Raw genomic sequence first — 26,131 nt, forward strand, 5'->3', positions numbered from 1 at the left:
AGTGCTGATAAAATGTGTGACTGCTTTGCAGAACGTCCGCGAGGCAGGCGTTGTGAAAAGCAGAAAAGCGGGCAGGATGCGCTGCCCGCGGTCTTTCTTACGCGGTGGCGCGTTCGTTCCAGGAATCGGAATGAATGATGTTGCCGTCTTTGTAAGTCCAGGTGATTTTTTCGTAGCGCAGTTCTACGCGCTCAAGGTGGTTATGCTTCTCTTTGGAAGGATCCTTGATGTCATACATTTCAGGATTCACTTTCACCACTTTCACGTTTTCTAACTTCGTGTTGAAGTACTCCACTTCCTGGCCCGCGTCGTTGATTTTGTACCACTTGAATTCGGCAGACTTGAGGGTCTGACCGGTGGTCACAGCCTTGTACAGATACGGGCTGGAGGAGTCGATTTCCTTGGTGAACAGGAACGGGGTGTGGATGCGGGTACCGGTCAGCTTGCCGGTGTTGTTATCCGTCGGGATGTACAGGTTATGCTCCTGCGCAACCACTTCGATGCTGCCTTCACGATCCTGAACGTCCACAGACCCTTTGATGTCCGCGCCGCCGTCGTCTTTCAGCCAAAGATAAACAGGAATTGCCATGTGATTTACTCCATTACAGTTTTATCTGCGCCATCATCCGATGACGCCTGGGGATTGCCCGGTATCTGACAGGCGTCTGCCTGCGGAACCAGACTGATTTCGACACGACGGTTAAGTGCGCGCCCTTCCGGGGTGTCATTCGTTGCGACCGGGCGGCTTTCGCCATAGCCCTGCACCGCAAAACAGCTTTCCGGCACATCACCGGTATCACGCATCCAGTCGCGTACCGCTTCGGCACGTTTCAGGGACAGCGTCTGATTAAGCTTCGGGTTACCGGTGTTATCGGTATGGCCGGACACGACAATCAGCCAGCCCGGCTTCGCCTTAACGCCGACCAGCGAGTTCACCAGCATTTTGGTGGATCCGGCTTTCAGCGCCGATTTGCCCGAATCGAACAACGACATGCTGTCGAGGCGAATGGTTTTCGGACCCTCAATAATTTTCTTAATGACCGGTGGAGGCGGTGGAGGTGGAGCCCAGTCGCTGACGGCGGCCTCAATAGGTGGAACCAGACGCAGCCCCTGATACAGCCCCAGGCGATAACGCAGTGGCTCCCCGCGACGCTGCCAGTCGTCCAGTAATGCGCCATCGGCTCTGAGGCGCTGCTGCGCACGCAGTTTCGGTGCAACAGGATTACCCGTCAGCTGGTGATATAACGCAAGGTGATCGCCAACATTACGAATGAGACGCTGGTTGTTCATCCAGGACGCCAGCATGGCAAGTGCCAGAAAAATCCCGCACAGTAATCCGGCATAACGCCAGAACACCATTCTGCGGCTGACACCACGTCGGCGTGGCAACGCCGGCAGCAGCAGTTCAGGCAGCGGCAGTGGCTCTGTGGTGACAACGGCATCCGGTGGCAGCGCCGTCACGGCGGTGATGTGCTGTTGCCAGAGATTGCCCGCGATACCGCTCACCGGCACCATGCACATGCCCTGCACGCAGGGCTTCATTGCCGGTAGATCTCCCTGTCGTACCGAAAGCAGGTCATTGACCGCGCTGTTCTGCCAGGCAAGCAGACCGTCCAGCCACAAAATCTGACTCAGACGGGAAAGGCGTCCGTCTGCTCTTGTCTCCCGGGTCCATTCCGTCAGTGACACATTACCCTGACCGGGCTGATATACCTGAATGCCGGTCCGCTGACTGACCGTGGTAAACCAGACGGGCTCTGCCTCTGCGCAAGCCACAGGAGGCGATACCCAGGTCACGGTCCACAGCGGGGGGAGAGTGCCAAATGCCGAGCGGCACTGGACGACGACACGCTGCCAGCCGCGCAAAGAATGGGTAAAATCATCACCGGATGTGTGCTTTTCAGGTACCACCGCCAGCATGACGGAGATTTGTGACACCAGGGCCGGACGGATCAGACTCAGATGTTGGGCAAGCAAGGGCAGCTGTTCTGCGTCTTTTACCCGCAGATACCAGCCCTGACGGGTTTCACGATGCCGGACAGACTCAGCGAACAGTGCGCGGTTATCGCCACACACCAGAATGACCGCGCCCTGAAAATCTTCCGGGGGCAGGCTCTCGTCCACAATATCCCTGAGTGCCAGTGCCCGCCGCTGTGATGCCCGCCGCTGACGCCAGAGCATCGCCCCGCACAACAGAATGACCAGCAGGCTGAGTGCCACACGGCTCTCGACCGACAGCGGCCAGAAGCCCAGAATAAGCCACAGTGCCAGTACGCCCGCCAGGGCGGTTAACAGACTCCGGTAAACATCACGCATCCTTTACCCCGGTCTGACCGTCTGACTCACCAGTTCGGTGAGGGAGGATGAAAGGAAGAACCACAGCCCCACCAGCACAGCCGTCCCGATAATCCAGGAAAGCCAGTACAGACGACGACCGCTGCGCAGACGGGAAGCCCTTGCGACAATCGGCGCATCCTGCGAAAGCGTAAAGGCAGGCACCCGTTCACCAAGTGCCCGTACCACATCTTCACGTCGTTCATCGTCTTCAGCCCGGTACTGCCCGACAAAGCCCAACTGAAGGGTGCGGTACATACAGGTCAGCACCGCCATATCAGGTGCCGTTTCTTTAAGCAGATTGCGAATACGCTCCCAGAGCTCTTCACCGGCATTCAGGGTGCCAAAAAAATGCGCCTGCAGCGGATCACGCCGCCACGACAGGTAACCGTCATCTGTCGACCCGCGATTCAGGACGCTCTCATCCAGCAAGGCACACAGCGCATAGACCATGTGCTCCCGGCTGATATCGCTGTAGCCTGCCTCCGTCAGCGCGGCTTTCGCCTCCTGCACCAGGCGGCAGGCCCGGCGGTAGAGCCCTTCCCCGTCGCGGATCTCCTGTCCGCCCCGGAGCTGACTGGCCATCAACCAGCCGGGGTAGAACGTACGCTCAATTTGACTCATTTCTGATGTATTCATGTACGCAGCACCGCAAAAAGTTCAAGTTTCACCTCTCCCAGAGAACGCGGGGTATAGAAGGTACAACTGCCCATTTCAAGCATGGTCCGGGCCACGTCAGAACTCAGGTCCAGCGAAAAGTACTGGTTCTCCAGGCGCAGAGGGATCGCGGCGGGAACATGCGTCAGAGGTTTGATCTCTATTCCGCTCAGCGCCACGTTCACCACATCCGAGACATCCTCAAAGCTGCCCGCCTTACACATCTGCGGGAACCGGGTCTGGAGCTCGTGATTCGGCATGGAGGAACGCACCGAGAGATAAAAATCAGCGCCTTCGCGCAGGCGCGCATCGTGAAGGGAGCCTTTCCAGATTTGGTCCTGATGCTCAAGCTGGATACTGACAACCCGCGATGGCAGGCTGGCTTCAAGTAACTTATCCAGCAGGGCCAGTAACGGCGGGAAGACCCGTTCAGGTACAGCATGCTGGTACGCCGGAATATCACTGGCATCGTGCTCCAGCGAAAAGGTCAGCAGGCTGCCGGCCAGACGGGCCAGTTCGCGGTAAAGCAGTTCCGGGTGACGGGACGGGGTCTGCAACAATTCAGTCAGTACGGGTTCAGCGCTGTTCAGGGCATTGAGCAGCCAGAACAGGGAGACATCCGCGACCGCAAAGTCGGCCATCCGCTCATTGCTTTCCCGGCGCATAGCCATCAGGCGACGGCGACGGGCCTGCAGACGGACCAGCAGGTCACCCAGCTCGGTGGCAAGCCACGGACTGGCAGCAACAGACAGCATTGGCGGGATAAAGGACGGGTCCCGGCTCCACTGCCCCTGCGCATTACGCACCAGACGGGCCACCGGACAGGTCAGGTATGCTGCGTTTTCCTGGTTGGACAGGCGCAGGGTCAGCGCATGACGCAGGATCGCGAGTTCCCCGCTTTCATGGCCAGCCAGTTCCTGCACCACCACACGCTCAGCTTTCCAGCGACGCGGGCGCTCACTGTCCTGTCCGTTATCGAGGTTGCTACCACTGGCGCTCAGCAGCGGCAGTGCGGCAACTACCTCAACAGCCTCAGAGCCGTTTGCGGCAGACAAATCACAGACCGGCGGAATATTATCCGCCAGATCCGTATCAACAATCGTGCCATCCTGGAAACGTACGACCAGACGGATAACATTCAGGCGCGCGAGCGCCAGTGCAGCATCGTCAAATTCTGCCGCAACCACGCCCCAGGGATGAGAAACCCCCATCCGGGCGACCATGCTGGCAACGTGCTCATTCCAGCGGGCCTGCTGCTGGAACTGTTGCGGGGCCAGAGCGGCCCCGTCCTCCCAAAGTGGGCGGTAAATTTTCATCCCTGATTTCCTCTCGCCTTATGACTTGGCTTTCGGCATCTGGGAAACCAGCGACAGATTGACGTCCATGCCTTCTACCTGGAAGTGCGGCACGGCGTACAGCTTCACGCGGAAGAAGCCCGGGTTATCTTCGATGTCTTCCACCACCACTTTTGCATCACGCAGCGGGTGAGAGGCCTGCAGTTCGTCGCCCGGGTCGGTCATTTCGGTCACCAGGCTGCGCACCCAGGTGTTGAGCTCAAGCTCCAGTAGACGACGGTCTTTGGTGGTGCCGATATTTTCGCGCTGAATAAGCTTCAGGTAGTGGGCGATACGTGACAGCAGGAAGATATACGGCAGACGCGCGTTGATACGGCTGTTAGCCGTCGCATCGGCAGTGTCATACAGGGCCGGCTTCTGCGTGGAGTTAGCGCTAAAGAAGCAGGAATAATCTCTGTTTTTATAGTAACTTAATGGAATAAAGCCCAGGTTCGCAAACTCAAACTCACGGGTTTCCGGGATCATCACTTCTGACGGGATCTTCACCTGGTTGCCGGTACCGAGATCGTACAGATGGATAGGCAGGTCCTGCACGGCTCCGCCGGCCTGCGGGCCACGAATTTGTACACACCAGCCGTTGGTAATGAAGCTACGAACCATGTTGGATGCAAAGGCGAAGGATGCGTTGGTCCACAGGTATTTATCGTGATCGGGGCCTTTCACTTCTTCCACGTAGTTGAAGCTACGAACCGGCACAGTATCCGGGCCATACGGCAGGCGACCCAGCACGCGCGGCATCACCAGACCGATATAACGGGCATCGTCTGTCTCACGGAAGGATTTCCACTTGATGTACTCCGCACGGTCGAAGTAGTTACCAATGTCCTTAATGGCCGCAACTTCCTCCATCGAATCCTTGAGGAAAAATTTCGGACCTGCAGAGCCGATAAACGGCATATGCGCTGCGGCAGACACTTTTGAAATGTTGCGCAGCAGAGCAACATCCTGCGCTGACGCATCAAATTCGTAAGCGGAAATCAGCGCGGCAATCGGCTCACCGCCCGGAGTGTCATATTCATCAATATATGTGTGTTTATACAGTCCACTCTGGATGATTTCCGGACTGTCTTCGAAGTCCTGACGCAGGTCTTCCTTGGACATATCCAGCAGTTCCACCTTCACGTTCTGGCGGAAATCAGTTTTGTCGACCAGGGATTTCACCCCGCGCCACAGACTTTCTACCGCCTGAAATTCGTCGCTGTGCATCACCGCATCCAGCTGACGGCTAATCTGGTAGTCCAGCTCCGCGATATGATGGTCAATCAGGTTTTTGTCGAGTTTTTCAACTTTTGAACCCGATTTTATCAGGCATTCCAGGAATACCTGCATCCCCGCCGTTAGACGCTCATCAGCAGTCGCATCCGACATCGCCTGTGCATCCTGCCAGATATCCAGCGCACTCAGCTCGGACACCGGGTTCAGGTTGATTTTTTCAAACAGGGACGCATAAACGCCACCTGCTGCAGGACGTTCCAGCACCACGCTTTCGCCACCAGCCGCATTCTCATTTTTTACAGACATCAGCATCTTCCTTTTTAATCCGTTATATCATCGTGACCGTTATGGCTGTTTAGGTGCCAGAGCAGACAGCTCTGAGCGGAGTTCTGCGCTTAATGCCGGGTCGAGCAGAATTTTTTCCAGCTCCTTTCGGAATGCCTGGTTGTCCAGCAGGTTCGCTTTTAAATCGCGAAGCAGGTTGCGCATGGACAGCATCGCCTTCAGCTGAGGTATTTGACGGGAGACCTGCTCCGGGGTGAAATCCTTCATGCTCTGGAAGGTCAGGCTGATGTTGTCTTCGCTGCCATCATCAGCCAGTGTGTTTTTAACGGTCAGATTGACGTTCGGGGAATATTCGGACAACACTGAGTCGAAATTATTTTTATTCAAATCAACTTTTTTGCGCTCAGAAAGGGGGGCAGACTCCTGACCATTACTGAAGTCGCCCGCCACCAGCAATTTCAGGGGGAGCTCCGTTTTCTTGCTCGCACCACCAGTGTGCAAATCAAGTTTTAAATTAATACGCGCTTTAGGTATTTCGGACTGAAAGGAAGAGTTAGACATGGCTGTCCCTGTTCTATGGAGTAATAGAAACGGTCAATGCCAGTGAGAAATAAATAAGAAAAAATTACCCTGCCAGAACAACTTTCCGGTTCGCGTCATCCGACGTAAATAAAATTCCCGGAACTAAAAAGCGGGCGCATTCCATCCACCAGCATGCCGACACTGTATTTTTGAGCATTTGTCTGAAATGGAAAATTTCAGATAAGACCCAATAGCCGGAGTGTAGGAACGTTCCCTGCCAGATCGGAAATGAAAAAATGTAACAAAACTTTACATTTATAAGCTTTAACAATAAAAGTTCATCTTTCTGATTTATAAGAATTTTCTTGCACAACCCCTTCAGGCCTTATAGGATAAGGGTGTGCAGCAAATGATCGATTTAGCTTAGGGGAAGGTTTTGTACAAAATACCACCAATCACGTGAAATATCTGATTTTGTACTTTTATCAAAAATGAGAAGCAGACGTGGCTGAGCAAGTGAAAAATTGACGACATTTTCAGATTTTCATCATTTCTTATTATTCATTTAAACGGGGCTTATTTGTTTTCGTCAGAAGAAAGGAAATTTCACGACAACCCTTAACACATCCCTTAATACCAGGAGGTGAGCACGATCTTGATACCTGCCATTCAGGGAACTTCAGATTACCCGATGCGTTGAGAATATTTGTCCTATTGCTCAGGTTGTAATGCGATCCGGTTCGATGCCATCATGACCGACGGGAGGAGATGGGCCTGAAAAACCGCTGTACATGCTGACAGGTTGCCCGTCGCCAGAAACTCAACCGTCGCAACCAGTTTGCCCTCTTCCGAAAATCCACCGGTCAGAGCCGACTTCCTTACCAGCAGTGCATCCGTATCGCTGTATTCCTGGACCAGAAGCGCTTCATTGTCCCAGTCACCGTCACTCACCGCTGCATTGACCCAGCCCTGCGATTTAAGCTGTTCAATTGCATACGTCAGCCGGTACAAATCCGACGTCGCAGACACTGGCCCCGAGCACGAAGACCAGAGATATTCCAGACGATGATGTAAGCCAGCAGCAGGGCCTTTACTGCGCCCCAGCGTCAGTAACCCTTCAATATCGGATGCAATTGCACGCGGAAACCGTTTTTGCTTATACGCCACAGTTAACCAGCGCTGCAAAAATGCATGCGTACTGAGTGGCGACAACGCCTGGCCATCCTGCTGCGCGGTACGTAAGGCGACAAGGGCACACCATGCAAAATGCGCGAGTGCCGTAACGGTTTGTTCAGGCGGTAAGGTATCGTGAGCTTTTTTCATTCAGAAATTATATCGGCGCGGAATACATCGAGGAAGCTCTGTATAACTGACATCTGCTTTACTGGAGAAGCCTTTCCGTCACGGACAAACCACACCCGTTCTGGCCGTCATGACGAGAGATGCCATTTCATTCACCTTGGTCTGTAACTGACTGAATGACCGTGAAAATAAAAACTTTCCTGTGCGACTGATAACGAAAGACGCCATACTGGTGACGTTGCTATCAGCATGCATCACCTCGCACCATGCCTCTCTGAGTATCCCGCTCATCTCCTGCTGTACGACCTCATCGCGCAAGGCACCCAGCGTATCAAGATTCATCAGCAGCACCATTTTGCACTCTGGTGCACTGACAGACTCCCACATCCATCGAAGGATTGTTGGCGGTGAACTCTGGCGCGCCTGCTGACGCTGGCGCGAATATTCGCCGGTGCGCTGCCAGACTTCAGTATGAAAATGCAGAATTAATGACCGGTATTCGCTGAGGGTTTCTCGATACGGCAATTTCAGCGTAAAGCTGAATGCCGCTAGTCGCGGGTAATGGTCAACGGCCTGTTGCAGAAATGCACGCGTACTGACGGCATCCGCGCTGACAGCATCAGACGCCCGTATGTAAGAATGATTCACAATGCAAACCTCTTCGGATTGAATCAGGGAGTGATACCACCTCTACGGTAGTATCTTGTTCATAAGAATGAGGAACTATCTGGTAGTGCAGCAGTAGTTTCTCTGCCAGTGAGCTTCTTCGATGCTGTAGATACCGGTCTGGCACCGGTAACAGTGCTTCACGCCCTGATAATGGTCACCGCACCACACGCAGTACCAGGACAGCGTCATTACCGTAGCATCCAGGCCGTTGAGCATATTGCGTAACTTCCTGTGCAGGGCCTCAGCTTTCACTTGCGGGTCGAGATGGGCACAATTCATCAGCACATCCCTGGCCACAGTCTGCGTATCGTGTTCAAACCATGCCGGGTCGCTGAAGGTGCCGGCATGCAGCACCAGACGACAGCCACAGGAAGCACAACTCCATATCTGCCCCGGTGCGCTCATGGCCTCACTGGCCGTCACAAAGTGGCCTTCACGGTCATTTGCCAGGTAACATTTCAGTACGCGCATGCCGTAACCTCTGCAGTCCGGATTTCAGCATCAGAGAGCGTCCTGCTGAACTCACCGGTTCGGCAGGTCAGGCAATAACGCTCATCGTGGTAATCACTGCTGCAACCGTGACAGTGCCAGTCGGCGCGGTAAACTAGCGGACGGGCATCCGGTACATACCATTGCAGCTGCTGGATATGGCGGGTCCCTTTCGCTTCCAGGTTGACATACGGACAATGCTGTCGCCCGTTATCTGTCAGCATATCGGACCGGTGTTCAAAGAACGGTCGCTCTGTGTTGTATTCAGGATGGTATCGCAGCGCACTGCCGCACAGGTGGCAGGTGTAGCGGTCATACGGATACCGTTGTGCGGTTCTGGCTCCGGTGGGACGACCATTACCGTCAAGGGCTATGAAAGATTTGGCGTACATCGTGGTGCTCCTTACCGCCAGACAACACGCAGGCGTAAGCCGTCCCGGTATGGGCAGCATGGCTGTGTGAATGGCGGGTCAGTTATGCGTTAGCGGAAGATGATTATTGGTATTCAGTCTCTGCAGACCACCGGGATTACGGTTGTGCAGATGCTACAGAGGTACGAAAACAAACGGGGCAGGGTCTTGCACCACAATACTGCCTCCGGCAACGGGGACACTTCCAGCGCGCCGGGATGTTCTGTGGTTTAGTACGTCGTTGTTTTTCCATCAGGAGACCTCGCCTGCTCAGACACCACGGGAATCTGCGATACGCTGCTGCATCCAGGTTTCCACCTCGCTTCTGCGCCAGCGGGAGCTGCGGCCCAGCTTGATGGGTTTGGGAAACAGCCCGTCGCCAATCAGTTTATAGAACCACTTGTCCGTCATACCGGTGTACGTGGTGATAAAGGTCATGTCGATAAGCGGGTCCTGAGCTGAAAGCAGTGTGTCAGTGCTGACATTAATGTTCGTATTCAACGTGGTCATGGTATTTTTCTCCCTCTGAGGATATGGCTGTCGGGAGACGTCCGGTGGTGGTTGAATCATGGGGTTACCGGTTCGCCTCAGAGGATAGGGAAACGTTGTAAAAAATTACCAGGCCCGTATGTTCAGGCCTGGTGAATCGATATGACTGGCTCAGCCGCGGCTGCAACCGAAGTTACGTTCACCATCACCGGTGACTTTGGTTTCGCGTTTGGCAAGATAAGCGGCCTGCGCCAGCGCCTGTTGAAGCTCTGTGGTATTACCGCGCGTCAGCCAGGACACAGGGCTCTTCGGGAAGCGGGCCAGAACGGCATGTTCCTGTGTGTCCACCTTCAGGGCGCTGCACCATGCCTGCTTAATCATACCTGCAAGCGAATCCGGGTCTTTGTAATCCCCCGGTCCGCACCACGTATCGCGGTTCAGCAACAGCACCGCGTGGTAATGCTTCTTCCCTTTGATTTCACCAAACTCCCGCGCCCAGACAAAACGCAGCGTGGTCGGCCAGACGCGTTTGCCCTCGCGACGTTGACGCGCCTGAAGGGCTGCAATGCGGGCTTTCATGGCATCGGTGAAGCGGGAGATAACAGCGGCATCGCTTGCCGCTGGCGTATCCGGCAGACGGAGGTCAACACGCAGGGCCAGTAAGCGGGTGTAAGCGTTCAGTGCGCAACTGAAGGTATCGGCGATGCGTTGCTGCCAGAAAGGGTCGTATGTGTAACTCATTAAAATGGACTCCGGTGGGTTATCGTTCATAACCATTACCGGTGCCGTTAAAAAAAATTTATTGCCTTCAACAAATCCACCAGCCGCTCCCTCAGAAACGGCTGGAGTTGGAAAATATCGGGGGGCAGGTGGAAAACACTACAGGTAACAGCACTGCGACTGGAGCCATGAGATAACAACGTTTCAGATGCAAGGTGACCTGAAGGCTGCCAAAAAACAGTCTTCCCGTTACCGACATCTCCAGGGCTTCAGTGAACAATGGACATGAACAGATAAGAACCAGAGGAAGTAACGATGATTATTGGCGTTGATGAAGCACCGGCGATTGCCCTGTTGTTGTTGAATGAGAAGCTGTCTGGCTGGCAAAAAACCGTTCCACCATCGTGGCCTTCAACATGGGCTGTTTTTAATCGGCTTATCGAACGTCATGATGAAATGGCATCAGTGTACAGGGAGATTTCTACCTGTAGCATTACCAGACAACAGCTCTGGGTGCTGCTTGAGCAGATTATCCATGCCGGTAGCTTTGGAACAGATTCGCGTTTTGCAAAACTACGTGCTGATCATCAGGAGCTGGCGGCCCTGAATGACAATATCAGCACCATGAGCATGCAACTGGCTGAAATGCTGGAGCGACGTTCAGAGCTTAGTGGGAACGGTCATTTTCATTGCGAGCGTATGCTCAAACTCACCGAATTTATCGATGATGCCGGAGAGGGGTGCGGTCATTATCAGCTTCACCTTAAACCAGAAATGCAGCGGCTTAATAGTTTCGACCTTAAGTACTGGCCTGGCATTGCCGGGATTATTCGTTCGCTGGGTATGGAGGAGGTTGAGGTTACATTTGCCGATGAAGCGACAGAGGCGATAATTAAAGCACGCCGCCCTTCGCTGACGGATTTCTTCAGAGCGTTATTCGATAACATCGGCATGCAAAAAACAGGGGATTACTACGCCTTACCACGAACGTTTAAACTCTCAGATTCAGCGCTGGCGACAATTTGTAATATCACACGCGATCTGCCGCCGGATGAGCTCATTGACGTAGCTTACGTGAAACAAACCCGCCACAGACTTAAAAAACAGGGCTTTAGTGCGGCATGGTGATGCGAATACCAAGGCCAACAGACAACGGAGAAAGGTTTCGCGCCAACCTTTCACAACGTAACGGCTACTCAGCTGATTTTTTTAGCTGATAATCTTTGGTAACAATGCCCTGTGCAGAACCTGGGTTCACAACCGACGGACGGATCCAGATCAGCCGTTCCCCCCGGCGGCGAATATGACCTCTGCGAAGATGCATTCGTTTCGTATGCGACCCCGTACTGAGACCACTTCCTCCTGAATGTGAACGCTGTTCATCCGAAATCTGCAGCACTTTGTAGGTAAAGCGGGGTTTTACAGCCGGCTCCTGTACCTTGACGCGTTTTCCTCTGGCCCATTGGGCTTTCCTGCTATTCGACGGTACCAGTTCATCCACCACCACATTTGCGCAATTCAGGATACTGCAGGCGTTGATGAATGCCTGAAGTTCATCCCGGGAGTTGATGATAATGTCTGCAAAAAGCTTATCGCGGCTTCCCAGTAAAGATTCCGTCTGGCTGGCAAACTCCGGCAGGATAACCACAGGTTCTGCCTTGTATTGTTTCATGTGCGTTTGGGGTACCAGGCCTGCATCCTGCAACGAGGCCACAGCCAGTCTGGTGGCACCAGGGCGAGAGGTTAAATCAACAACGGTATTAAGCGTATTATCGTAGGGGTAAAAGAGAGCACCGTAGCTCGGGTCCCAGCGCCGACTATCATCGACCCAGTAGACAGAACATACAAAAACACCACCTCCCGGGAAACGCTCCAGCACATGGTTAATTCCTGGTACTGGCTCCAGTTCCACTTTTGCTTCCCAACATAACGCTATCCGTTTCGTTGAGCGCAGGGCCTGTTTGTCAAAATAGGTCTCAAGCGTACCTTCTTTCTCCCAGGGGATTTCAAACGTCACCACAGGATAAGGCAAACGAGCCAGATCCAGATGCGTCTGCCGCAGGTCTTCGGGAGCAATAAAATCAGCGCAGTTTGGCAGGATGAATTTAACGCTGTTCTCCAGCAGGGTTATCACATTGCGCAGAACGTGAGCTGAATACGGCGCTTCATACAGACAATTACGTTCCAGCTCACGCAGATCATCGATCGCGGAAGATGTGTAGTTTAATGGCGTTATCGCTTCTCTGGTCATTTGTACTCCCTGAAGAGTTGTTCTTCGATGCTGTCGTGGCCGATCACTTTATCTTAATGTATTTGCTATTTTTAAAAGAGTTAACGAAATCCTTCTTCATCTGTTCAACCAGCCCATCAGCATACGCCCGGGCTATTTCCATCCCTTTCGATTTAGCGTTGATGAGCAGAGATGTCACATCATTTTCCCTCCCACAATTGGCACAGACGACAAAACTGTGACCAGGAGGTGAGTAATCCGTGTAAGGTAAGGCGAACTGCTCTGATCTGCAAAATGCACAACGTAGCCGGATCGTTTCTTTGAGATCGTCCATCATCCCATCAGACCTGGAAGCGAACCAGCAAGTCCGCCAACGATAGATCCGACCAGAGGGTGTTCCAGAAATTTAGCAAGGCGGCTCTTAGCTTCCTGTTTTTCTTCATCTGAAGCTGAAGACATCTCGATCTGCTGAAGCAACTGGTTAAATACGTTGTGGATGTTTTGTGTGTTACCGTTGCCAACCTGCGCTGGCCCATGAACATTTAGCGTAGCAATCTGCATACTGGCCCCTAACTCGTATGAGCGATTTTTCCCGTGTTTGACTGAGATAGCGCGACTCTGGCCTTCTTCTGTCAGAGAGACATCCTGAAAGCCACCATAATCCTTACGCACGAGAGAACGGGAATGACAGATATTGATGATTTTGAACAAATACTCTTCCGACCAGTGAAGCAGCTCGTCAATAGCGATGCGATCGTTCTGGCCAGCATCGAATCCAAATGAAACGGTTTTGATCGTTTCTCCGAGGTTCTCCATGTCATCGTTCATGTATGTCAAAAGAGCATCGATATCTGACTGAATTTTCTCTGCGTCCATGTGTAGCCTTATTTAGAGTACTGATGAAAAAAGAAACATTATACATCTGCCACAGCCAGGCATTAAGCCCTGATGCAATCAATGGCCAGGTAGCTCTGATAATGCCGTTGTTCCTGCCGGTCTGCCAGCAATGCGGATCCTAGTGACTACTATACAATCTGCACCCGCTGAGAAACTGACATTACTAGCCCATTCATTACCCCGAAAGATAATACTATTCAATACCTTCTAAAACGCACTGTGTCGCGTCAGGTTCAACGTATTCGAACCATTCAAAGATTTCCATTACCTCTATCTTTCATGCGATTACAGGGACTTTCAGAAAGCTTCAGTAATATTCAGAATTAAAACGCTCAGTCACTTATCAAATCACTGACATCCAGTGTATTAATCATCCCTGCATACTGATGGCCTTCCCCATAAGAATAAACAAGTTTTAACTGCGTTATTCAGCTTATGGTATCTACCCCGATTATTACTCCCGACGCAGGCTACAACATGGATTATGGTTCGTTGATGTAATCAATACTCTGGCACACACTAAACGGATCAATACAAGCCATTCAGCTGTCATTGATCTTTCCTGGCTAGCTCTCGTAATAACACGTTAAGCAGGCAGGCTAACACCAGTAATATTCACTATGCATTTTCACTTCGCTAAAAGCTGCCTTACGCCAAGGTTACTCCCCTGATACATTATCGACAGCACTACACTCCAAGAAGGTTTATACACCTGCAACAATATCACTAAATTTAATATCTAACGTATTTACGTAGCCTTATCTCAGGGCAACCACCTCACCCTGTTTTTTGATAAAGGGGATATATCTGAGCTCAAGTACTATCTTAATAACAACCTTACCTACCGACTGATATCATCGGTAACACTCTTCTTAACAGTAACACTCCCTTTCAGATGTCATTCTTTTCTTAGCTATCACTCACCCTTCTGATGCAATACGCTTGTATTAACTGTTGTTGAACTATAAAGACACCCCCTTCTTTATTATATTAATACCAATCCAACACATCGGGCCTGACTACAATACCAGAGCAGGTTACGTCAGGCCTGGTCTATACGCGATAAAAGCCATGCACGTTCACTCTGGAATTATCTTTACCAACAACCAAAAAAAAGACACTTTGTCGCCTCAAATAACCTCAACCACTATAACGCCCAAATTTCCACAACTCACAGAAGCCATCTCCCTGATTCTGAGCAATGAAGTGAAACTATACCAGGGTAACCATACCTGATGCCAAAAATGTATCCAGCAGCGAACCAGGCACCATGATGGGGATGAAAAAGCGCGTGTACACAAGGATGATCGGGTAGCTAAGATGCGCCTTTCACAAAGGGAATATTGAAGATAAAAACCAGAAAACAAGGTATTAGAAAGAAATTTAATAACATTAACGACTACACTCACACCACGCTATTACCTTTTAAAAACCCACTTAAAACCACCACTTAACCTCAATCTGACTACCAGATGTGTTTTTTAGTGACTGTAAAACCGTATCCATGCTACTGTGTGACCACTAAACACACCACTAAAATCACTACAATGTAATTTAAAAACAAAGGAATTAATAATGGCAGTTAATTTCTACAATGGAAGTCAGGGAATTATAAAAAGTCGGGATGTGCGGATTTGCAATTATTATGCTGACTGGCTGATGACGAATAACCGAATCGACACCAGAAACATTCCACGACAGGATGCAGAAAGTTGCAGAAAAGCATTAAATGAACTTATTAATCAATACATTCCGGATAAAGAGCAACAGATAAGATTGCTCCAGGATATGGAAATGGGCAGGGAAGAAAACATTCTGCCACTGGATAGTTTTGACTGGCTGAATCAGGATGAGCGAGCTACATTCTGGTTGTGGGGTTACCTCTGTAAAGTTAGCGATGAAGATTTTGGGATTACCCGCAATGGAAATACATTATACGGTCCAAACTGGTATACACATTTCGGATTATCTCTGTCTCCAGTCAATCACAGGGAACGGGTGAATATCATAGGTCATATATTTGATCGCATTATCATCACACCTCCCCCTGTGACGTATTTAAAAAAACAGGTCATGGAGAGACTTAAAGACAAGTGGAAAAATATTTACAGCAAACCACTCCCGCTAAAATGGTTGCCGGATGAAGAGGACGCTGTATTGTGGGCGTGGAACAACCTGAGTAAAGTACAGAAAGTCAGCATCAGTACCCTGGAGGAACTGAGTATGACCTCCGGTGGGTTAACAACATGGTTTACTCCTCTCAGTCATACAGAGCGTAACCTTGCCCTGCGTGCAGCGCTGGATTTATGGGACAATGCCCCGGACTCAAAACGTTTGTTTCTCCTAAACCTCAATAAAGCCTGGAACCAACAAAAGCTACGCCAGTCCCGTACTGATAAAAAAGCGCTGAACACATATCTTAAGAACGAAACCAAAACGCGACTCGACTTTATGGCTGATCGTAGCGGGGTTCGTATCAGCGATATGCTGGAAATGTTGATTAATGAACATTACCGGAAAACCTGCGGTGGTGAATAAATTTTCTCCCTGACTACAGAAGTGAATGAAAGTCTCAATCATACAGACCAGAAATTACATTCAAAAAAATTTCAGACCTATATTACCTGTGTGAGAACGGCAGCAGAAATGCTGCCGTTTTATTATTCCACTCACGGAGGTTAATGTGTCCGATAAAAATGAACAGGGCCTTGATGCCCTGAAGCAACAGCTGTCTATCCTGCCCGAAACACTCTCCCGCACAATACTGAACCGCATCCGGCAGCACATCCATTACGAGCCGGTCATTGGCATTATGGGTAAAACAGGAAGTGGAAAAAGTTCGCTCTGTAATGCGCTCTTTCAGCAGCCCCTCAGCCCGGTCAGCGATGCTCAGGGCTGTACCCGTGAACCGCTTCGCTTCACGCTCGATATCGGCGGCCGCCGCATGACGCTGGTCGATTTACCCGGTGCCGGAGAATCTCTGGACTATGACCGTGAATACCGGCAGTTGTATAAAGAGCAGTTACCGACGCTGGATCTTATCCTCTGGGTGATGAAGGCGGATGACCGGGCCTGTGCTACCGATGAGGCATTTCACCGGTTCCTGCTCAAATGCGGTGTCTCATCAGGCAGCATTGTCTTCGTCATTAACCAGGCCGACAAGGCAGAACCCTCGCTGGAATGGGACAGGGAAGCCTGTCAGCCCTCCACCGGCCAGCTACTGACACTGACTGCCCGGAGCGCATCCATCTCGCGGCAGTTCTCCTGTCCTTATCCGGTGCATGCAGTGTCGGCAAAAACCGGCTACAACCTGGCCCGTCTGGTCGAAACCATGATATTCGCCCTGCCCCCGGAGGCCAGCAGCGGCGTGTTTAGTCAGGTCAGGGAAGAACACCGGTCTGCAGAGGCAGAGAGTACAGCCCGAAAGGATTTTGGCGATCTGCTGGGTGAGTTATTCAGCCGGATAGTTGACGCCATTCCGCTGCCAAAGTCGGTCCGGGAAGGGCTGGGAACAATCCGCGATGGCATTGTGAATGCCGCTTCCGCACTGTGGCACTGGTTTTTTTGAGGAGGTGGAAATGATACTCAGGAAGCTGACATGGCCTCTGTTACGCATGCTGCTGCGCTATATCCGAAGACAGATAGTAAACAGGATCCTGGGTTACTGCCGGCACGCAGGCAGGCCGGAGAAAGCGATCCACCGCGTCCGTTGGGCTCTCATCGTTCTGTTTCGCATCTTACTGCGTTTATTGAGGGAAAGATTAATAAAACGCAATACTGCAGCCACCTTCAGCCCTGACAGCGCATCCTGCTGACCGGCTTTATGACAGGGTATGACCACCTACAGCTCACTCACTGAACAATGTGCAATTATCCGCGAGAATTCAGACAGTTATCGTGGGAAAAATATTGCATCTTTTCTGCCGCGCTGTCTTATCGCTGGTCATATCCTGTCCACACCGTCCTGCATAATAACCGCATGAGTTATCTCGGTATTTTTCATTCACGGAGGGCATATGCGCGCCACGGACCCTGCGCCCCGACACGACAGGCTGGCACTCAGGCTGTCAGTTATTATTAGCCGGCTTTTTGCTGGTGAATCCCTTTCACTAAAAGCGTTGTCCGGTGAATTTGGCGTATCTGAACGCACCCTGCGCCGGGATTTCTCTCAGCGTCTGCTGCATCTGGATCTGACTGGCGATAACGGCTGCTGGCGGTTACGAACAAACCCGATGCGCGACCATACTCCTGGTGCGCTGGCGTTTGCCCGCAACACCGGAATAGCCCGTCTCATTCCCTCACAGAGCCGCCACCTGATGCAGCTGTTGATGGATGAAAACGGCACATCTCCATGCCTGATAGGCCATGCACAGCAGCCCGCGGGGATCCTCCCGGATTGCTTTCAGCGACTTGCTGAAGGGATTTACCACCACCGTCTGGTCAGCCTGTTGGTTAAGGGGATTCGTCACGACCACCTTGAGCCCTACCGGCTGATTTTCTCACATGCAGACTGGTATCTGGTGGCCAGCCAGTATGGTGCGATACGGGTATTCAGGGTTGAGGAGGTAACGTCGGTCTCCTTGTCTGAACGCTCTTTTCACCGGCGCAGTGAAACCAGCGCACTCATTGTAGACGCGGATTTCATCAATGCCCTTCCGCATTTTCACTTTATCAGCAACGTCATTCATACCTTCCGGGAGCTTTATCCCGAACCTCACACCAGACCAAAAGGAGTTAAAACATGAAACACGGTACAGCCCTGCTGCTGAGCGCAGGAATGATGCTGGCATCGCTGTCAGCCGTAAATGCCGCTACGCCCGACGCGCTTGTACAGGCACACCACCAGCGCTGTGGCAAGCCCGTCTTCTATGCGCAGACCGCGAACCACAAAAAAGAGGTCGAGATTTGCATCATCACCCCGTCGGTATCGTACTCATTCGGCAGGACCAGCGCAGAACATAAGGAAATGGACCTCACCGTACCGGCAAACACCACCACGTACGCATACCAGAGCAATCAGGTAATCAGTCTGCAGGAATTCACCGTCCGGAACGGAGACACCTCATACCAGATATCTGCCGGGACAAACGATGAAGGCAGGCCGTTCGCGTCCCTGGACGTTTACAAGGGAACACCTGAGGCGGGTAAGCATCTGGCGGAAATCCGGCTCGACCCGGACACGGTGGTGAACAACATCAGCCATGCACTTGAACAGGAAGGCGTGGTGCAATCGGACAGCCTCTGAGCAGAGGCATTTTAACGAATGGATATTAACACAATGATTAACAGGCAATTAAAAATGACGACGGCTTCCCGGGGTGCGTTACTGGCCGTCACTCTGCTTTCAGCTCTGGCCGTGAGCGGCTGTGGTGACAAGAACGAACGTGAGTTTATCCAGGGCTGTAAGTCCGGTGGCGGAACCACCGCGGTCTGCGGCTGTATCTGGGATGAGCTGAAGACGAAATATACCCACGGGGAACTGGAAAAAATGAACCAGCAGTACGGCTATGTCCCTCCGAGTTTTATGGACAACATGCTGAGTGCCGCTCAGCAGTGCAGAAAATAAGGACTGAACAGAATGGCGCTTGTTATTAAATATTTCGCAATTGCCTTCGGCATCGCGCTTGTGGTTGTCCTGTTTAACGTGTTCGGAAATACGGGGGAAATCCGCAGTTTCGGGCAGGGGATGGGGTATCTGTTCTGGATGACGCTCGGCCCCGGTGCCGGTATGACTATCGGCGCGTTCCTGCGCCAGTGGCTGATGCCGGATGCGGTATACACCAGCGAAGGTATGACCGGGCTGCTCAAAGCCCGCTTGTTCTGGCTTGTGGGGCCTCAGTGCATCGGCTGGCTGGCCGGTCTGATAACGGTTGGCAAACAGCTTATGTAACACCCACGGCGGATTCATCAACAGTTGCCCGCCTCTTAGATAATTTAAGGAAACGTTCATGCGTAAACTATCTGCCGTTCTGCTGGTAACAACACTGGCATTCACTGGCGTCGCTCACGCTATCCCCAATATGTGGACCAGCGGCTTCGGCATGGGAGTGACCGAATACATCATCACCAGCCCCGAAAATGTGATGTTTAACCTCAACTGCACAGGCAACCCCGATGAGCAGAACCTCCTGCAGCATCACGTCATGCTCACCTTTCCCGATGGTTCCGGAGCAGACTCACATGACGACCATACCGCCATCACGCTGGTAATAAACGATCGACAATTCCCGCTACCTTCGTCTCTGGGATGGCGTAATGCGGACAATGCCTGGTCGCAGTTTATTACGGCTCTGGAACAGGCTGCACATTTTGATGTGTATGTGAATGACAGGAAAGCCGGCAGTTTTAACCCGGGGATCAGGAATACACAGCAGGAGCTGAAAAATATCAGCGACTGTGAAAATACGGCCGGTTAATTCACGGAAAAACTCCCCCCACTCGTTTAATACAGGAATTTAGTTCATGACAGATATCACGATTAATACCCTCAGCCAGCGGCTGAATACCCGTACGCTGCATTTTGTCCTGCTCAGCATGGTCACCTGCGGCGTCTGGCCCCTGCTCTGGCTCTACAAAAAGCAGGATATCATCAGCGAGACCACGGGCTACCCGCTTTACGGCAATCTGTTTATTATCTGGCTCACCGTCTGTTTCGGGCTCAGTCGTCAGTTGGGTGCCATGGCAGCACCTGACCCGTACGGTTACGACTCAACCGGCGATATCCTGCTGGGCATCAGCGGGCTGCTCTCAATAGCCAGTGGTGTGATGTATGTGGTCTGGGCTTTCAAGGCCAGAACCGCGCTGCGTCACTTTGCGCTGAACACGTTTCGCTTTGACCTGAAGATGAACGTCTTTTATACCGTGCTGTTTAACGTCTTCTACATCACGTACTGCATCAATGACATGCAGCAGGCGCTGGCGAAACACCAGATTATTCACAGGAACACCACAACACCGGGTGAACATGCTCCGGCCCAGGCGGCAGAACAGACGAACCAGCCCTGACAACTGCCACAACACAGGTATTACACACCACCAACGCCCTGCTCATCCGAGCGGGGCGTTTTCTTTTATTTCTCAGAAAGGAAATTTCCATGCGCTTAGCCAGCCGTTTTGGCGCTGCCAGCCTCGTGCGCCGCGACCGCCCATTAACCCGCGATGAACTGGCGCACTACGTGCCCAGCGTCTTCAGCGAAGAAAAACATGAATCCCGCAGCGAACGTTACACGTACATCCCGACCATCACCCTGCTGGATAACCTGCAGCGGGAAGGCTTCCAGCCGTTCTTTGCCTGCCAGACACGCGTGCGCGACCTTAATAAACGCGACCACACAAAGCACATGCTGCGCCTGCGGCGTGAGGGGCAAATCACCGGCAAACAGGTCCCCGAAATCATCCTGCTTAACAGTCACGACGGCTCCAGCTCCTACCAGATGCTGCCGGGGTTGTTTCGCTTTGTCTGCCAGAACGGGCTTGTCTGTGGCGAAACCTTTGGTGAGGTGCGCGTGCCGCATAAGGGCAATGTGGTGGAGAAAGTCATTGAAGGGGCTTATGAGGTGCTGGAGATATTTGACCGGGTGGAAGAAAAGCGGGACGCCATGCAGTCACTGCTACTTCCCCCACCGGCACAGCAGGCTTTTGCCAGAGCCGCGCTGACGTATCGCTTCGGGGAAGAGCACCAGCCGGTAGCGGCATCCCAGATACTGACGCCCCGCCGTTATGAAGACCGTCAGGACGACCTGTGGACAGTGTTCAATCGTTGCCAGGAGAACCTTCTGAAAGGGGGTCTGCCAGGACGTACCGCCAAAGGCAAACGCAGCCATACCCGGGCGGTTAAAGGCATAGACGGCGACGTTAAGCTCAATCGCGCCCTCTGGGTGATGGCGGAAGAACTTCAGCTGGCGCTGAGCTGATGCCACCGCTACCTGATAACGCCCACCAGGCAACCCTTTATCCGACCGCCCTGGAGAACAATCCCTGCAGCCGCTCCATCTCCGATGACGACCTGTGCGCCTGGTGCTCACACCTTCTTTATCGTCCCGGCGAACTCAGCCTGTACAGCTTAAGCCTCCCGGAGGGCCAATGGCCGTCACGCTGTGATGAGGACGGCTATGCGCAGTCCTGCCCGTCACTCCGGCTGAACCAACATCCCCAACCCGATAAATAAACAAGGAAAAACCAGCATGACCGATATTATTAACCTTAACGATATCCTCCCGTTACCGCCACAACCTGCCAGTTCTTCGCCAGCGCTGACCGCCACACTCGTACAGGATGAGCAGCGCATCAGCTTCTGGCCGCAGCACTTCGGCAGCATCCCGCAGTGGATAATCCTTGAACCGACAGTCTTCGCGTGGATGGACCGCTTCTGCACAGACTACCACGGCGGTATCTGGCAGTTTTACACGCTCAGCAACGGCGGCGCGTTTATGGCCCCGGAAGCGGAGAGCGATAAACTCTGGTCGCTGTTCAACACCCTGAACGGTAACGGCGGTGAGCTCAGCGCCAAGGCTGCCGGGATCGCAGTCTGCCTGATGACTTACAGCCACCACGCCATGCGCACCGAATGCGATGCCATGACGGAGCACTATTACCGCCTGCGGGACTACGCGCTCAGCCATGCGGAATGCAGTGCGATCATGCACATCATCGACTGAGGTCAGCCGCCATGGAACAACAGTTACCGCTGTTTGCCCGTGAATTACCCTCTGCCGACCAGCTGACGGTCAGGGAAGCCTTAACCCTGCTGGAAGGGCAGCTCCGTGAACCCGGTGCATCATTTACGTCCAGCAATGCCGTGCGCGACTGGCTGCGCCTGCATCTGGCCACGCAGGAGAGGGAGTCGCTGATGGTGCTGTGGCTGGACAACCAGCACCGCCTCATCGCCTGCGATACGCTTTTTCTCGGCACCATCAACAGTATTACCGTCCATCCACGGGAGGTCGTGAAGGCCGGACTTCACCACAACGCTGCCGCCGCGCTACTCGCGCACAATCATCCTTCCGGAGAGGCTGAACCCAGTCAGGCCGACCGGCTGATTACCGGACGCCTGAAACAGGTACTGGAGCTGGTCGATATTCGCCTGCTGGACCACCTGGTGGTTGGCGGGATGGATATAGTATCTTTTGCCGAACGAGGCTGGCTGTAAGGAGAAAAACAACGATGAAGATTATCAGCAAACGCCAGGCAATGGCGATATACCGCCAGCATCCGCAGTCGCGGCTGTTCCGCTTCTGTACAGGGAAATACCAGTGGTCCGGTAGCATCTGCCACTATGCCGGACGGGAGGTGCAGGATATCTGCGGTGTGCTCGCCGTATTCGCTGAACGCCGCCAGGACCGCAACGGCCCGTATGTTGTCCTGCGCAGCGTTACCCTGAATTAACACCTAGTTAAGGATTACTAAAATGCAAAGCTCAACAAATGTAGCAAATCACGATATTGCCGCCCCCTGGTGGGGACTTAAGCCTGCAGCTATCCCGTGTTTTGGCGCACGACTGGTACAGGAGGGCAACCGGCTGCATTACCTGGCTGATCGCGCCAGCATCACCGGTACCTTCAGCGAATCAGACCTGCGCCATCTGGACCAGGCATTTCCACTGCTGTTGAAACAACTTGAGTTAATGCTCACCAGCGGTGAACTCACTCCCCGACATTAGCACGGCGTCACGCTCTACGCAAAAGGACTGACCTGCGAGGCAGACACCCTCGGCTCCTGCGGATACGTTTATCTTGCGATTTATGCGACGCCACCTGTGGTACAACCCAGAGGAGAATAGCCATGCCATACGCCTGTAAAATCAGCGAGGTCATTGAACTGCTGAAACAACATCAAAATGACGACTTCGTATTGTGTTCACTCTGATACGAAGACGATGTACACAATGTGGATGACTCTGTGACGGCAGAAGAGGCCAGAGCGGCATTATGCCATGCAGCCAGCCATCACGACGCAGAACAGGGCATTAACTGGTTCACACTGGAGGCCGCACCTGACGCCATCAGACAGTAAGTGAATTACCTGAAAAACACCGTAATTCACCACCCCCCTTCACCGTAATCCCCCCGACCATCAACATCTTATTTATTTAACAGAGATCAACTTTATGCAAACCTTACTCACCTTCCCGACGAGGAAGGTATCGTCACCCCCGTCGCCGGTAGAAATCTGGCAGCAACTTCTTACTTATCTGCTGGAAAGGCATTACGGTCTTTCGCTTAACGACAGACAGTTTGGTGATAGTAATGTGATTCAGCAGCATATTGACGCCGGGATTTCACTGGCAGATGCACTCAATTTTCTCGTTGAAAAATCTGAACTGGTACGAATTGATCGCCCCGGTTTCTCCATTCAGCATCAGTCTCCTTTCATCAGCGCTATTGACATACTCCGGGCCAGAAAGGCCACCGGCCTGATGCAACGTACCGGCTATAAGGCGGTGACTTGCGCCATCAGTGGGCAGTCATGCAGGGGGCAGCAATGAAGCTGTCCCTGACGGTGGAAGCCGATACCGTTAATGTACTGGCCCTTAATGGGGGCCGGATCGCCGTCGATATCGATGGTATTGAGCTGGCTGCGCTGATTGATGTGGTCAGTGATAACGGGTATTCGCTTCGTGTTGCTGATACCCCCGGGAAGTTGGTTGTTGAAGATCAGCTACCACGTACCGCCCGTCTGAATGGGATCCAGTGCAGTACCGCTCATATCACGTGTGAGGATAACGCTATTCTCGACCAGGTCACTCTTCAACGCCACGACGGCGGCAACAGTGACTGGATACTGTACACCGGCTACGGTTACCTGCTCAGACTTAACGCTCGCTTATACCCAGTGCTGGAACTAAAGAGATTGGGGCTTTCAAAGGGCTGCCGTCGGTTAGTGACCACACTGATACGACGTTACGGGATCGATATGCTACATCTGGATGCAGCGGGTGACCTGTTGCCGGGTTTTAGCACCTTCAACTGGTAGTCTCTCCTTCCGACATGCTCAGTCTCTGCAACACATCCGCTCAGAATAATCACAGCCCTGTATTCACCACACGCATAAACGCCAGCCCTCACCGACTGGCGTTTTGCTTTATATAAAGGACATAAACTATGTCAGAACTTACTCTCACCGAATCCGAAGTGTTAACCGACAATACCGATGTAATTTGCTCGACCAGCATTGAACGTATCGTCACCGGACGCAACGCGGCGCTGGCGCAAATTGAAACACTGATACAGCAACTCGACGATATCTCGACACTGACCAGCAACATCGGCGGTGGTAAAGCAAATGAATGGGGAGTACGGCAAAACCGTTACGACTGCTGGTTGATGGATAAACCAGAAACAGCGATAAAAGCCATCACCCGAAATATCGATCGCAGCATCTGGAAAAACCTGATGAATAAGTCGGGAATGCTGGCGCTCATGGACGCACAGGCACGCGACGAGTGGTACAACAGCCTGGAAAAGGACGATATTCCCGCTGTCAGTGAATAGAATATTCTCAGCACCTTTGAGCAACTACATCAGAGTAAAGCGGAGGTGTTCGAGCGGGGGATCATTAACGTGTTTAAGGGACTAAACTGGGATTACAAGAGCAACAGCCCCTGCAAATTCGGGAAGAAGATAATCGTTGATGGTCTGGTACAATATGACCGTTGGGGATTTCACTTCCGTCATGGGCGTAGACATGAGCAGTTAGCAGATTTAGATCGTACGCTGAATCTGCTGGATGGTAAACCTGTTCCGGAGAATCGCAACGATCTTTCCGTCAGGCTCGATGCTCATATCTCCAAACAGCACGCTTCCGTTTACGAAGACGAGTATGTTGAGATACGTTACTTCCAGAAAGGCACTGGGCACATCATCTTTAAACGCTCTGATTTGATTGATAAGATGAACGAAATAGTTGCCCGCTATTTTCCTGCAACCCTACCACCTCGTACCTGAACCCAAATTCGAGTCACCAGAATCAATGCAAACGGACCGAGGGTACAAATGAGGGCACAAAAATCACCAAATTAAAAATAAACATTGTATATCAATTAAATAACAATAAGACTCGATTCCGAGTCCGGCACCACTATTTAAAGAACCCAGCCTATGGCTGGGTTTTTGCTTTTCTGCGTTTGACCAAATTGAATTTACTCCTTTTCGCTATACTCTGACTCCTTTCACGCTTTTAGCCCAAGGGTAAGCTGCTGCTTACGAGATTCTGCAGTGCTGCGGTATGCTCATGAGGATGGCGTTTCTGGCTTTTATGGCGTGCTGTATTGCACGTGCGATCGAGGCTACCAGCGGAGATTTAAGGATAGATATGGTCTGGCGTATTCGCCGGTGCCGTGTTTCCCGGCCCAGGTGATTTGTATAACGGGCAAGGCGAAATCACCGCCCAGCGTTTTTATCGCGCACAAAGCAAAAAACCCCGCACCTTACGGTACGGGGTTCTTCTGATTGATGCCTGGCAGTTCCCTACTCTCACATGGGGAGACCCCACACTACCATCGGCGCTACGGCGTTTCACTTCTGAGTTCGGCATGGGGTCAGGTGGGACCACCGCGCTAA

The 26,131-nt window shown here is 52.3% G+C and carries 30 protein-coding genes, 1 rRNA gene and 2 pseudogenes; 17 read left to right on the top strand and 16 right to left on the bottom strand.

The features are described 5' to 3' along the window. Positions 1 to 97: 97 nt before the first annotated feature. From hcp to AB8804_RS08065, 12 genes are all read right to left on the bottom strand, one after another. The gene (hcp, locus tag AB8804_RS08010; RefSeq protein ID WP_023325816.1) at positions 98 to 589 is read right to left on the bottom strand and encodes a type VI secretion system effector Hcp; all 492 of its coding nucleotides are present in this window, start codon (positions 587 to 589) and stop codon (positions 98 to 100) included. Between the two features lie 5 nt (positions 590 to 594). Next, positions 595 to 2,316, bottom strand: coding sequence for an OmpA family protein (locus tag AB8804_RS08015; protein ID WP_371184926.1), 1,722 nt, complete (start codon positions 2,314 to 2,316; stop codon positions 595 to 597). A gap of 3 nt (positions 2,317 to 2,319) precedes the next feature. After that, the gene (gene tssL / locus AB8804_RS08020) at positions 2,320 to 2,973 is read right to left on the bottom strand and encodes a type VI secretion system protein TssL, short form (protein ID WP_371184927.1); all 654 of its coding nucleotides are present in this window, start codon (positions 2,971 to 2,973) and stop codon (positions 2,320 to 2,322) included. Next, the gene (tssK, locus tag AB8804_RS08025; RefSeq protein WP_371184928.1) at positions 2,970 to 4,307 is read right to left on the bottom strand and encodes a type VI secretion system baseplate subunit TssK; all 1,338 of its coding nucleotides are present in this window, start codon (positions 4,305 to 4,307) and stop codon (positions 2,970 to 2,972) included. Before tssK ends, tssL begins: the two co-directional genes overlap by 4 nt. A gap of 18 nt (positions 4,308 to 4,325) precedes the next feature. Beyond that, entirely contained in the window at positions 4,326 to 5,873 is a 1,548-nt protein-coding gene (gene tssC / locus AB8804_RS08030; RefSeq protein ID WP_371184929.1) for a type VI secretion system contractile sheath large subunit, read from the bottom strand. A gap of 33 nt (positions 5,874 to 5,906) precedes the next feature. Then, positions 5,907 to 6,407, bottom strand: coding sequence for a type VI secretion system contractile sheath small subunit (gene tssB / locus AB8804_RS08035; protein ID WP_371184930.1), 501 nt, complete (start codon positions 6,405 to 6,407; stop codon positions 5,907 to 5,909). 672 nt (positions 6,408 to 7,079) lie between these two features. Continuing rightward, the gene (locus tag AB8804_RS08040; RefSeq protein WP_371184931.1) at positions 7,080 to 7,691 is read right to left on the bottom strand and encodes a DUF2913 family protein; all 612 of its coding nucleotides are present in this window, start codon (positions 7,689 to 7,691) and stop codon (positions 7,080 to 7,082) included. Positions 7,692 to 7,769: 78 nt separating this feature from the next. Beyond that, complete coding sequence (locus AB8804_RS08045) at positions 7,770 to 8,318, bottom strand: inovirus-type Gp2 protein (protein WP_110190996.1); 549 nt, start codon at positions 8,316 to 8,318, stop codon at positions 7,770 to 7,772. Between the two features lie 75 nt (positions 8,319 to 8,393). After that, positions 8,394 to 8,810 carry a putative zinc ribbon protein gene (locus AB8804_RS08050; RefSeq protein WP_032650202.1) on the bottom strand — a complete coding sequence of 139 codons (417 nt, stop codon included), beginning with the start codon at positions 8,808 to 8,810 and terminating at the stop codon, positions 8,394 to 8,396. Beyond that, positions 8,798 to 9,220, bottom strand: a complete 423-nt coding sequence (locus AB8804_RS08055) for a putative zinc ribbon protein (RefSeq protein ID WP_050141315.1) — start codon at positions 9,218 to 9,220, stop codon at positions 8,798 to 8,800. The genes AB8804_RS08050 and AB8804_RS08055 overlap by 13 nt, the downstream gene beginning before the upstream one ends. A 288-nt stretch (positions 9,221 to 9,508) precedes the next feature. Then, a complete protein-coding gene (locus AB8804_RS08060; protein ID WP_032650204.1) occupies positions 9,509 to 9,748 on the bottom strand; it encodes an AlpA family transcriptional regulator in 240 nt (79 codons plus the stop codon). A 150-nt stretch (positions 9,749 to 9,898) separates the two neighbouring features. Then, a complete protein-coding gene (locus AB8804_RS08065) occupies positions 9,899 to 10,468 on the bottom strand; it encodes an inovirus Gp2 family protein (RefSeq protein WP_032650469.1) in 570 nt (189 codons plus the stop codon). 294 nt (positions 10,469 to 10,762) lie between these two features. Between AB8804_RS08065 and AB8804_RS08070 the strand changes: the two genes are divergently transcribed. Continuing rightward, positions 10,763 to 11,575, top strand: coding sequence for a hypothetical protein (locus AB8804_RS08070; RefSeq protein ID WP_371184932.1), 813 nt, complete (start codon positions 10,763 to 10,765; stop codon positions 11,573 to 11,575). A 64-nt stretch (positions 11,576 to 11,639) separates the two neighbouring features. Here the strand turns inward: AB8804_RS08070 and AB8804_RS08075 are convergent, their stop codons facing one another. The 3 genes from AB8804_RS08075 to AB8804_RS08085 are packed head-to-tail and all read right to left on the bottom strand — an operon-like array spanning position 11,640 to position 13,553. Next, on the bottom strand, positions 11,640 to 12,698 hold the full coding sequence (locus AB8804_RS08075; RefSeq protein WP_371184933.1) for a hypothetical protein: 1,059 nt from the start codon (positions 12,696 to 12,698) through the stop codon (positions 11,640 to 11,642). A gap of 43 nt (positions 12,699 to 12,741) precedes the next feature. Continuing rightward, the gene (locus AB8804_RS08080; protein WP_371184934.1) at positions 12,742 to 13,014 is read right to left on the bottom strand and encodes a hypothetical protein; all 273 of its coding nucleotides are present in this window, start codon (positions 13,012 to 13,014) and stop codon (positions 12,742 to 12,744) included. After that, positions 13,011 to 13,553, bottom strand: coding sequence for a hypothetical protein (locus tag AB8804_RS08085; protein WP_050141319.1), 543 nt, complete (start codon positions 13,551 to 13,553; stop codon positions 13,011 to 13,013). The genes AB8804_RS08080 and AB8804_RS08085 overlap by 4 nt, the downstream gene beginning before the upstream one ends. A 1,596-nt stretch (positions 13,554 to 15,149) precedes the next feature. On the opposite strand from AB8804_RS08085, the gene AB8804_RS08090 reads away from it, so the two are divergent. From AB8804_RS08090 to AB8804_RS08165, 16 genes and pseudogenes are all read left to right on the top strand, one after another. Then, positions 15,150 to 16,112, top strand: coding sequence for a hypothetical protein (locus tag AB8804_RS08090; protein WP_050141320.1), 963 nt, complete (start codon positions 15,150 to 15,152; stop codon positions 16,110 to 16,112). 145 nt (positions 16,113 to 16,257) lie between these two features. After that, entirely contained in the window at positions 16,258 to 17,142 is an 885-nt protein-coding gene (locus AB8804_RS08095; protein WP_371184935.1) for a GTPase family protein, read from the top strand. Between the two features lie 448 nt (positions 17,143 to 17,590). Next, complete coding sequence (locus AB8804_RS08100; RefSeq protein WP_371184936.1) at positions 17,591 to 18,319, top strand: helix-turn-helix transcriptional regulator; 729 nt, start codon at positions 17,591 to 17,593, stop codon at positions 18,317 to 18,319. Then, positions 18,316 to 18,819 (top strand): hypothetical protein, encoded by a 504-nt coding sequence (locus tag AB8804_RS08105; RefSeq protein WP_371184937.1) that lies wholly within the window; start codon positions 18,316 to 18,318, stop codon positions 18,817 to 18,819. Before AB8804_RS08100 ends, AB8804_RS08105 begins: the two co-directional genes overlap by 4 nt. Before the next feature lie 18 nt (positions 18,820 to 18,837). Next, a complete protein-coding gene (locus AB8804_RS08110) occupies positions 18,838 to 19,140 on the top strand; it encodes a hypothetical protein (protein ID WP_371184938.1) in 303 nt (100 codons plus the stop codon). 12 nt (positions 19,141 to 19,152) lie between these two features. Then, positions 19,153 to 19,464 (top strand): hypothetical protein, encoded by a 312-nt coding sequence (locus AB8804_RS08115; protein ID WP_200114026.1) that lies wholly within the window; start codon positions 19,153 to 19,155, stop codon positions 19,462 to 19,464. Positions 19,465 to 19,522: 58 nt separating this feature from the next. After that, positions 19,523 to 19,990, top strand: coding sequence for a hypothetical protein (locus tag AB8804_RS08120; protein WP_371184939.1), 468 nt, complete (start codon positions 19,523 to 19,525; stop codon positions 19,988 to 19,990). A gap of 46 nt (positions 19,991 to 20,036) precedes the next feature. Then, entirely contained in the window at positions 20,037 to 20,579 is a 543-nt protein-coding gene (locus tag AB8804_RS08125) for a DUF4234 domain-containing protein (protein WP_371184940.1), read from the top strand. A gap of 89 nt (positions 20,580 to 20,668) precedes the next feature. Beyond that, positions 20,669 to 21,487: a DUF932 domain-containing protein gene (locus AB8804_RS08130; RefSeq protein WP_371184941.1), complete on the top strand. Its 819-nt coding sequence runs from the start codon at positions 20,669 to 20,671 to the stop codon at positions 21,485 to 21,487. A 270-nt stretch (positions 21,488 to 21,757) separates the two neighbouring features. Then, complete coding sequence (locus AB8804_RS08135; protein ID WP_371184942.1) at positions 21,758 to 22,231, top strand: antirestriction protein; 474 nt, start codon at positions 21,758 to 21,760, stop codon at positions 22,229 to 22,231. An 11-nt stretch (positions 22,232 to 22,242) separates the two neighbouring features. Next, a complete protein-coding gene (gene radC / locus AB8804_RS08140) occupies positions 22,243 to 22,722 on the top strand; it encodes a DNA repair protein RadC (protein ID WP_371184943.1) in 480 nt (159 codons plus the stop codon). A 14-nt stretch (positions 22,723 to 22,736) separates the two neighbouring features. Further along, positions 22,737 to 22,958 (top strand): DUF987 domain-containing protein, encoded by a 222-nt coding sequence (locus AB8804_RS08145; RefSeq protein ID WP_371184944.1) that lies wholly within the window; start codon positions 22,737 to 22,739, stop codon positions 22,956 to 22,958. 22 nt (positions 22,959 to 22,980) lie between these two features. After that, positions 22,981 to 23,352 (top strand): annotated as a pseudogene (locus tag AB8804_RS08150) (type IV toxin-antitoxin system YeeU family antitoxin). Positions 23,353 to 23,679: 327 nt separating this feature from the next. Continuing rightward, on the top strand, positions 23,680 to 24,057 hold the full coding sequence (locus tag AB8804_RS08155) for a TA system toxin CbtA family protein (RefSeq protein WP_371184945.1): 378 nt from the start codon (positions 23,680 to 23,682) through the stop codon (positions 24,055 to 24,057). Continuing rightward, entirely contained in the window at positions 24,054 to 24,545 is a 492-nt protein-coding gene (locus AB8804_RS08160) for a DUF5983 family protein (RefSeq protein WP_371184946.1), read from the top strand. Before AB8804_RS08155 ends, AB8804_RS08160 begins: the two co-directional genes overlap by 4 nt. A gap of 128 nt (positions 24,546 to 24,673) precedes the next feature. Beyond that, a pseudogene (locus tag AB8804_RS08165) lies at positions 24,674 to 25,516 on the top strand (DUF4942 domain-containing protein). 509 nt (positions 25,517 to 26,025) lie between these two features. Here the strand turns inward: AB8804_RS08165 and rrf are convergent. After that, positions 26,026 to 26,131: ribosomal RNA gene (rrf, locus tag AB8804_RS08170) — 5S ribosomal RNA — on the bottom strand; the annotation flags it as partial.

This window comes from Enterobacter sp. KBR-315C3_2022, assembly GCF_041399425.1.
In the GTDB taxonomy this organism is placed as follows: Bacteria; Pseudomonadota; Gammaproteobacteria; order Enterobacterales; family Enterobacteriaceae; genus Enterobacter.

Bases quoted from the DNA above. Each gene is read 5' to 3' on its own strand.
- hcp (WP_023325816.1), bottom strand. From the start codon at position 589: ATGGCAATTCCTGTTTATCTTTGGCTGAAAGACGACGGCGGCGCGGAC.
- AB8804_RS08015 (WP_371184926.1), bottom strand. From the start codon at position 2,316: ATGCGTGATGTTTACCGGAGTCTGTTAACCGCCCTGGCGGGCGTACTG.
- tssL (WP_371184927.1), bottom strand. From the start codon at position 2,973: ATGAATACATCAGAAATGAGTCAAATTGAGCGTACGTTCTACCCCGGC.
- tssK (WP_371184928.1), bottom strand. From the start codon at position 4,307: ATGAAAATTTACCGCCCACTTTGGGAGGACGGGGCCGCTCTGGCCCCG.
- tssC (WP_371184929.1), bottom strand. From the start codon at position 5,873: ATGCTGATGTCTGTAAAAAATGAGAATGCGGCTGGTGGCGAAAGCGTG.
- tssB (WP_371184930.1), bottom strand. From the start codon at position 6,407: ATGTCTAACTCTTCCTTTCAGTCCGAAATACCTAAAGCGCGTATTAAT.
- AB8804_RS08040 (WP_371184931.1), bottom strand. From the start codon at position 7,691: ATGAAAAAAGCTCACGATACCTTACCGCCTGAACAAACCGTTACGGCA.
- AB8804_RS08050 (WP_032650202.1), bottom strand. From the start codon at position 8,810: ATGCGCGTACTGAAATGTTACCTGGCAAATGACCGTGAAGGCCACTTT.
- AB8804_RS08055 (WP_050141315.1), bottom strand. From the start codon at position 9,220: ATGTACGCCAAATCTTTCATAGCCCTTGACGGTAATGGTCGTCCCACC.
- AB8804_RS08060 (WP_032650204.1), bottom strand. From the start codon at position 9,748: ATGACCACGTTGAATACGAACATTAATGTCAGCACTGACACACTGCTT.
- AB8804_RS08065 (WP_032650469.1), bottom strand. From the start codon at position 10,468: ATGAGTTACACATACGACCCTTTCTGGCAGCAACGCATCGCCGATACC.
- AB8804_RS08070 (WP_371184932.1), top strand. From the start codon at position 10,763: ATGATTATTGGCGTTGATGAAGCACCGGCGATTGCCCTGTTGTTGTTG.
- AB8804_RS08075 (WP_371184933.1), bottom strand. From the start codon at position 12,698: ATGACCAGAGAAGCGATAACGCCATTAAACTACACATCTTCCGCGATC.
- AB8804_RS08080 (WP_371184934.1), bottom strand. From the start codon at position 13,014: ATGATGGACGATCTCAAAGAAACGATCCGGCTACGTTGTGCATTTTGC.
- AB8804_RS08085 (WP_050141319.1), bottom strand. From the start codon at position 13,553: ATGGACGCAGAGAAAATTCAGTCAGATATCGATGCTCTTTTGACATAC.
- AB8804_RS08090 (WP_050141320.1), top strand. From the start codon at position 15,150: ATGGCAGTTAATTTCTACAATGGAAGTCAGGGAATTATAAAAAGTCGG.
- AB8804_RS08100 (WP_371184936.1), top strand. From the start codon at position 17,591: ATGCGCGCCACGGACCCTGCGCCCCGACACGACAGGCTGGCACTCAGG.
- AB8804_RS08105 (WP_371184937.1), top strand. From the start codon at position 18,316: ATGAAACACGGTACAGCCCTGCTGCTGAGCGCAGGAATGATGCTGGCA.
- AB8804_RS08110 (WP_371184938.1), top strand. From the start codon at position 18,838: ATGGATATTAACACAATGATTAACAGGCAATTAAAAATGACGACGGCT.
- AB8804_RS08115 (WP_200114026.1), top strand. From the start codon at position 19,153: ATGGCGCTTGTTATTAAATATTTCGCAATTGCCTTCGGCATCGCGCTT.
- AB8804_RS08120 (WP_371184939.1), top strand. From the start codon at position 19,523: ATGCGTAAACTATCTGCCGTTCTGCTGGTAACAACACTGGCATTCACT.
- AB8804_RS08125 (WP_371184940.1), top strand. From the start codon at position 20,037: ATGACAGATATCACGATTAATACCCTCAGCCAGCGGCTGAATACCCGT.
- AB8804_RS08130 (WP_371184941.1), top strand. From the start codon at position 20,669: ATGCGCTTAGCCAGCCGTTTTGGCGCTGCCAGCCTCGTGCGCCGCGAC.
- AB8804_RS08135 (WP_371184942.1), top strand. From the start codon at position 21,758: ATGACCGATATTATTAACCTTAACGATATCCTCCCGTTACCGCCACAA.
- radC (WP_371184943.1), top strand. From the start codon at position 22,243: ATGGAACAACAGTTACCGCTGTTTGCCCGTGAATTACCCTCTGCCGAC.
- AB8804_RS08145 (WP_371184944.1), top strand. From the start codon at position 22,737: ATGAAGATTATCAGCAAACGCCAGGCAATGGCGATATACCGCCAGCAT.
- AB8804_RS08155 (WP_371184945.1), top strand. From the start codon at position 23,680: ATGCAAACCTTACTCACCTTCCCGACGAGGAAGGTATCGTCACCCCCG.
- AB8804_RS08160 (WP_371184946.1), top strand. From the start codon at position 24,054: ATGAAGCTGTCCCTGACGGTGGAAGCCGATACCGTTAATGTACTGGCC.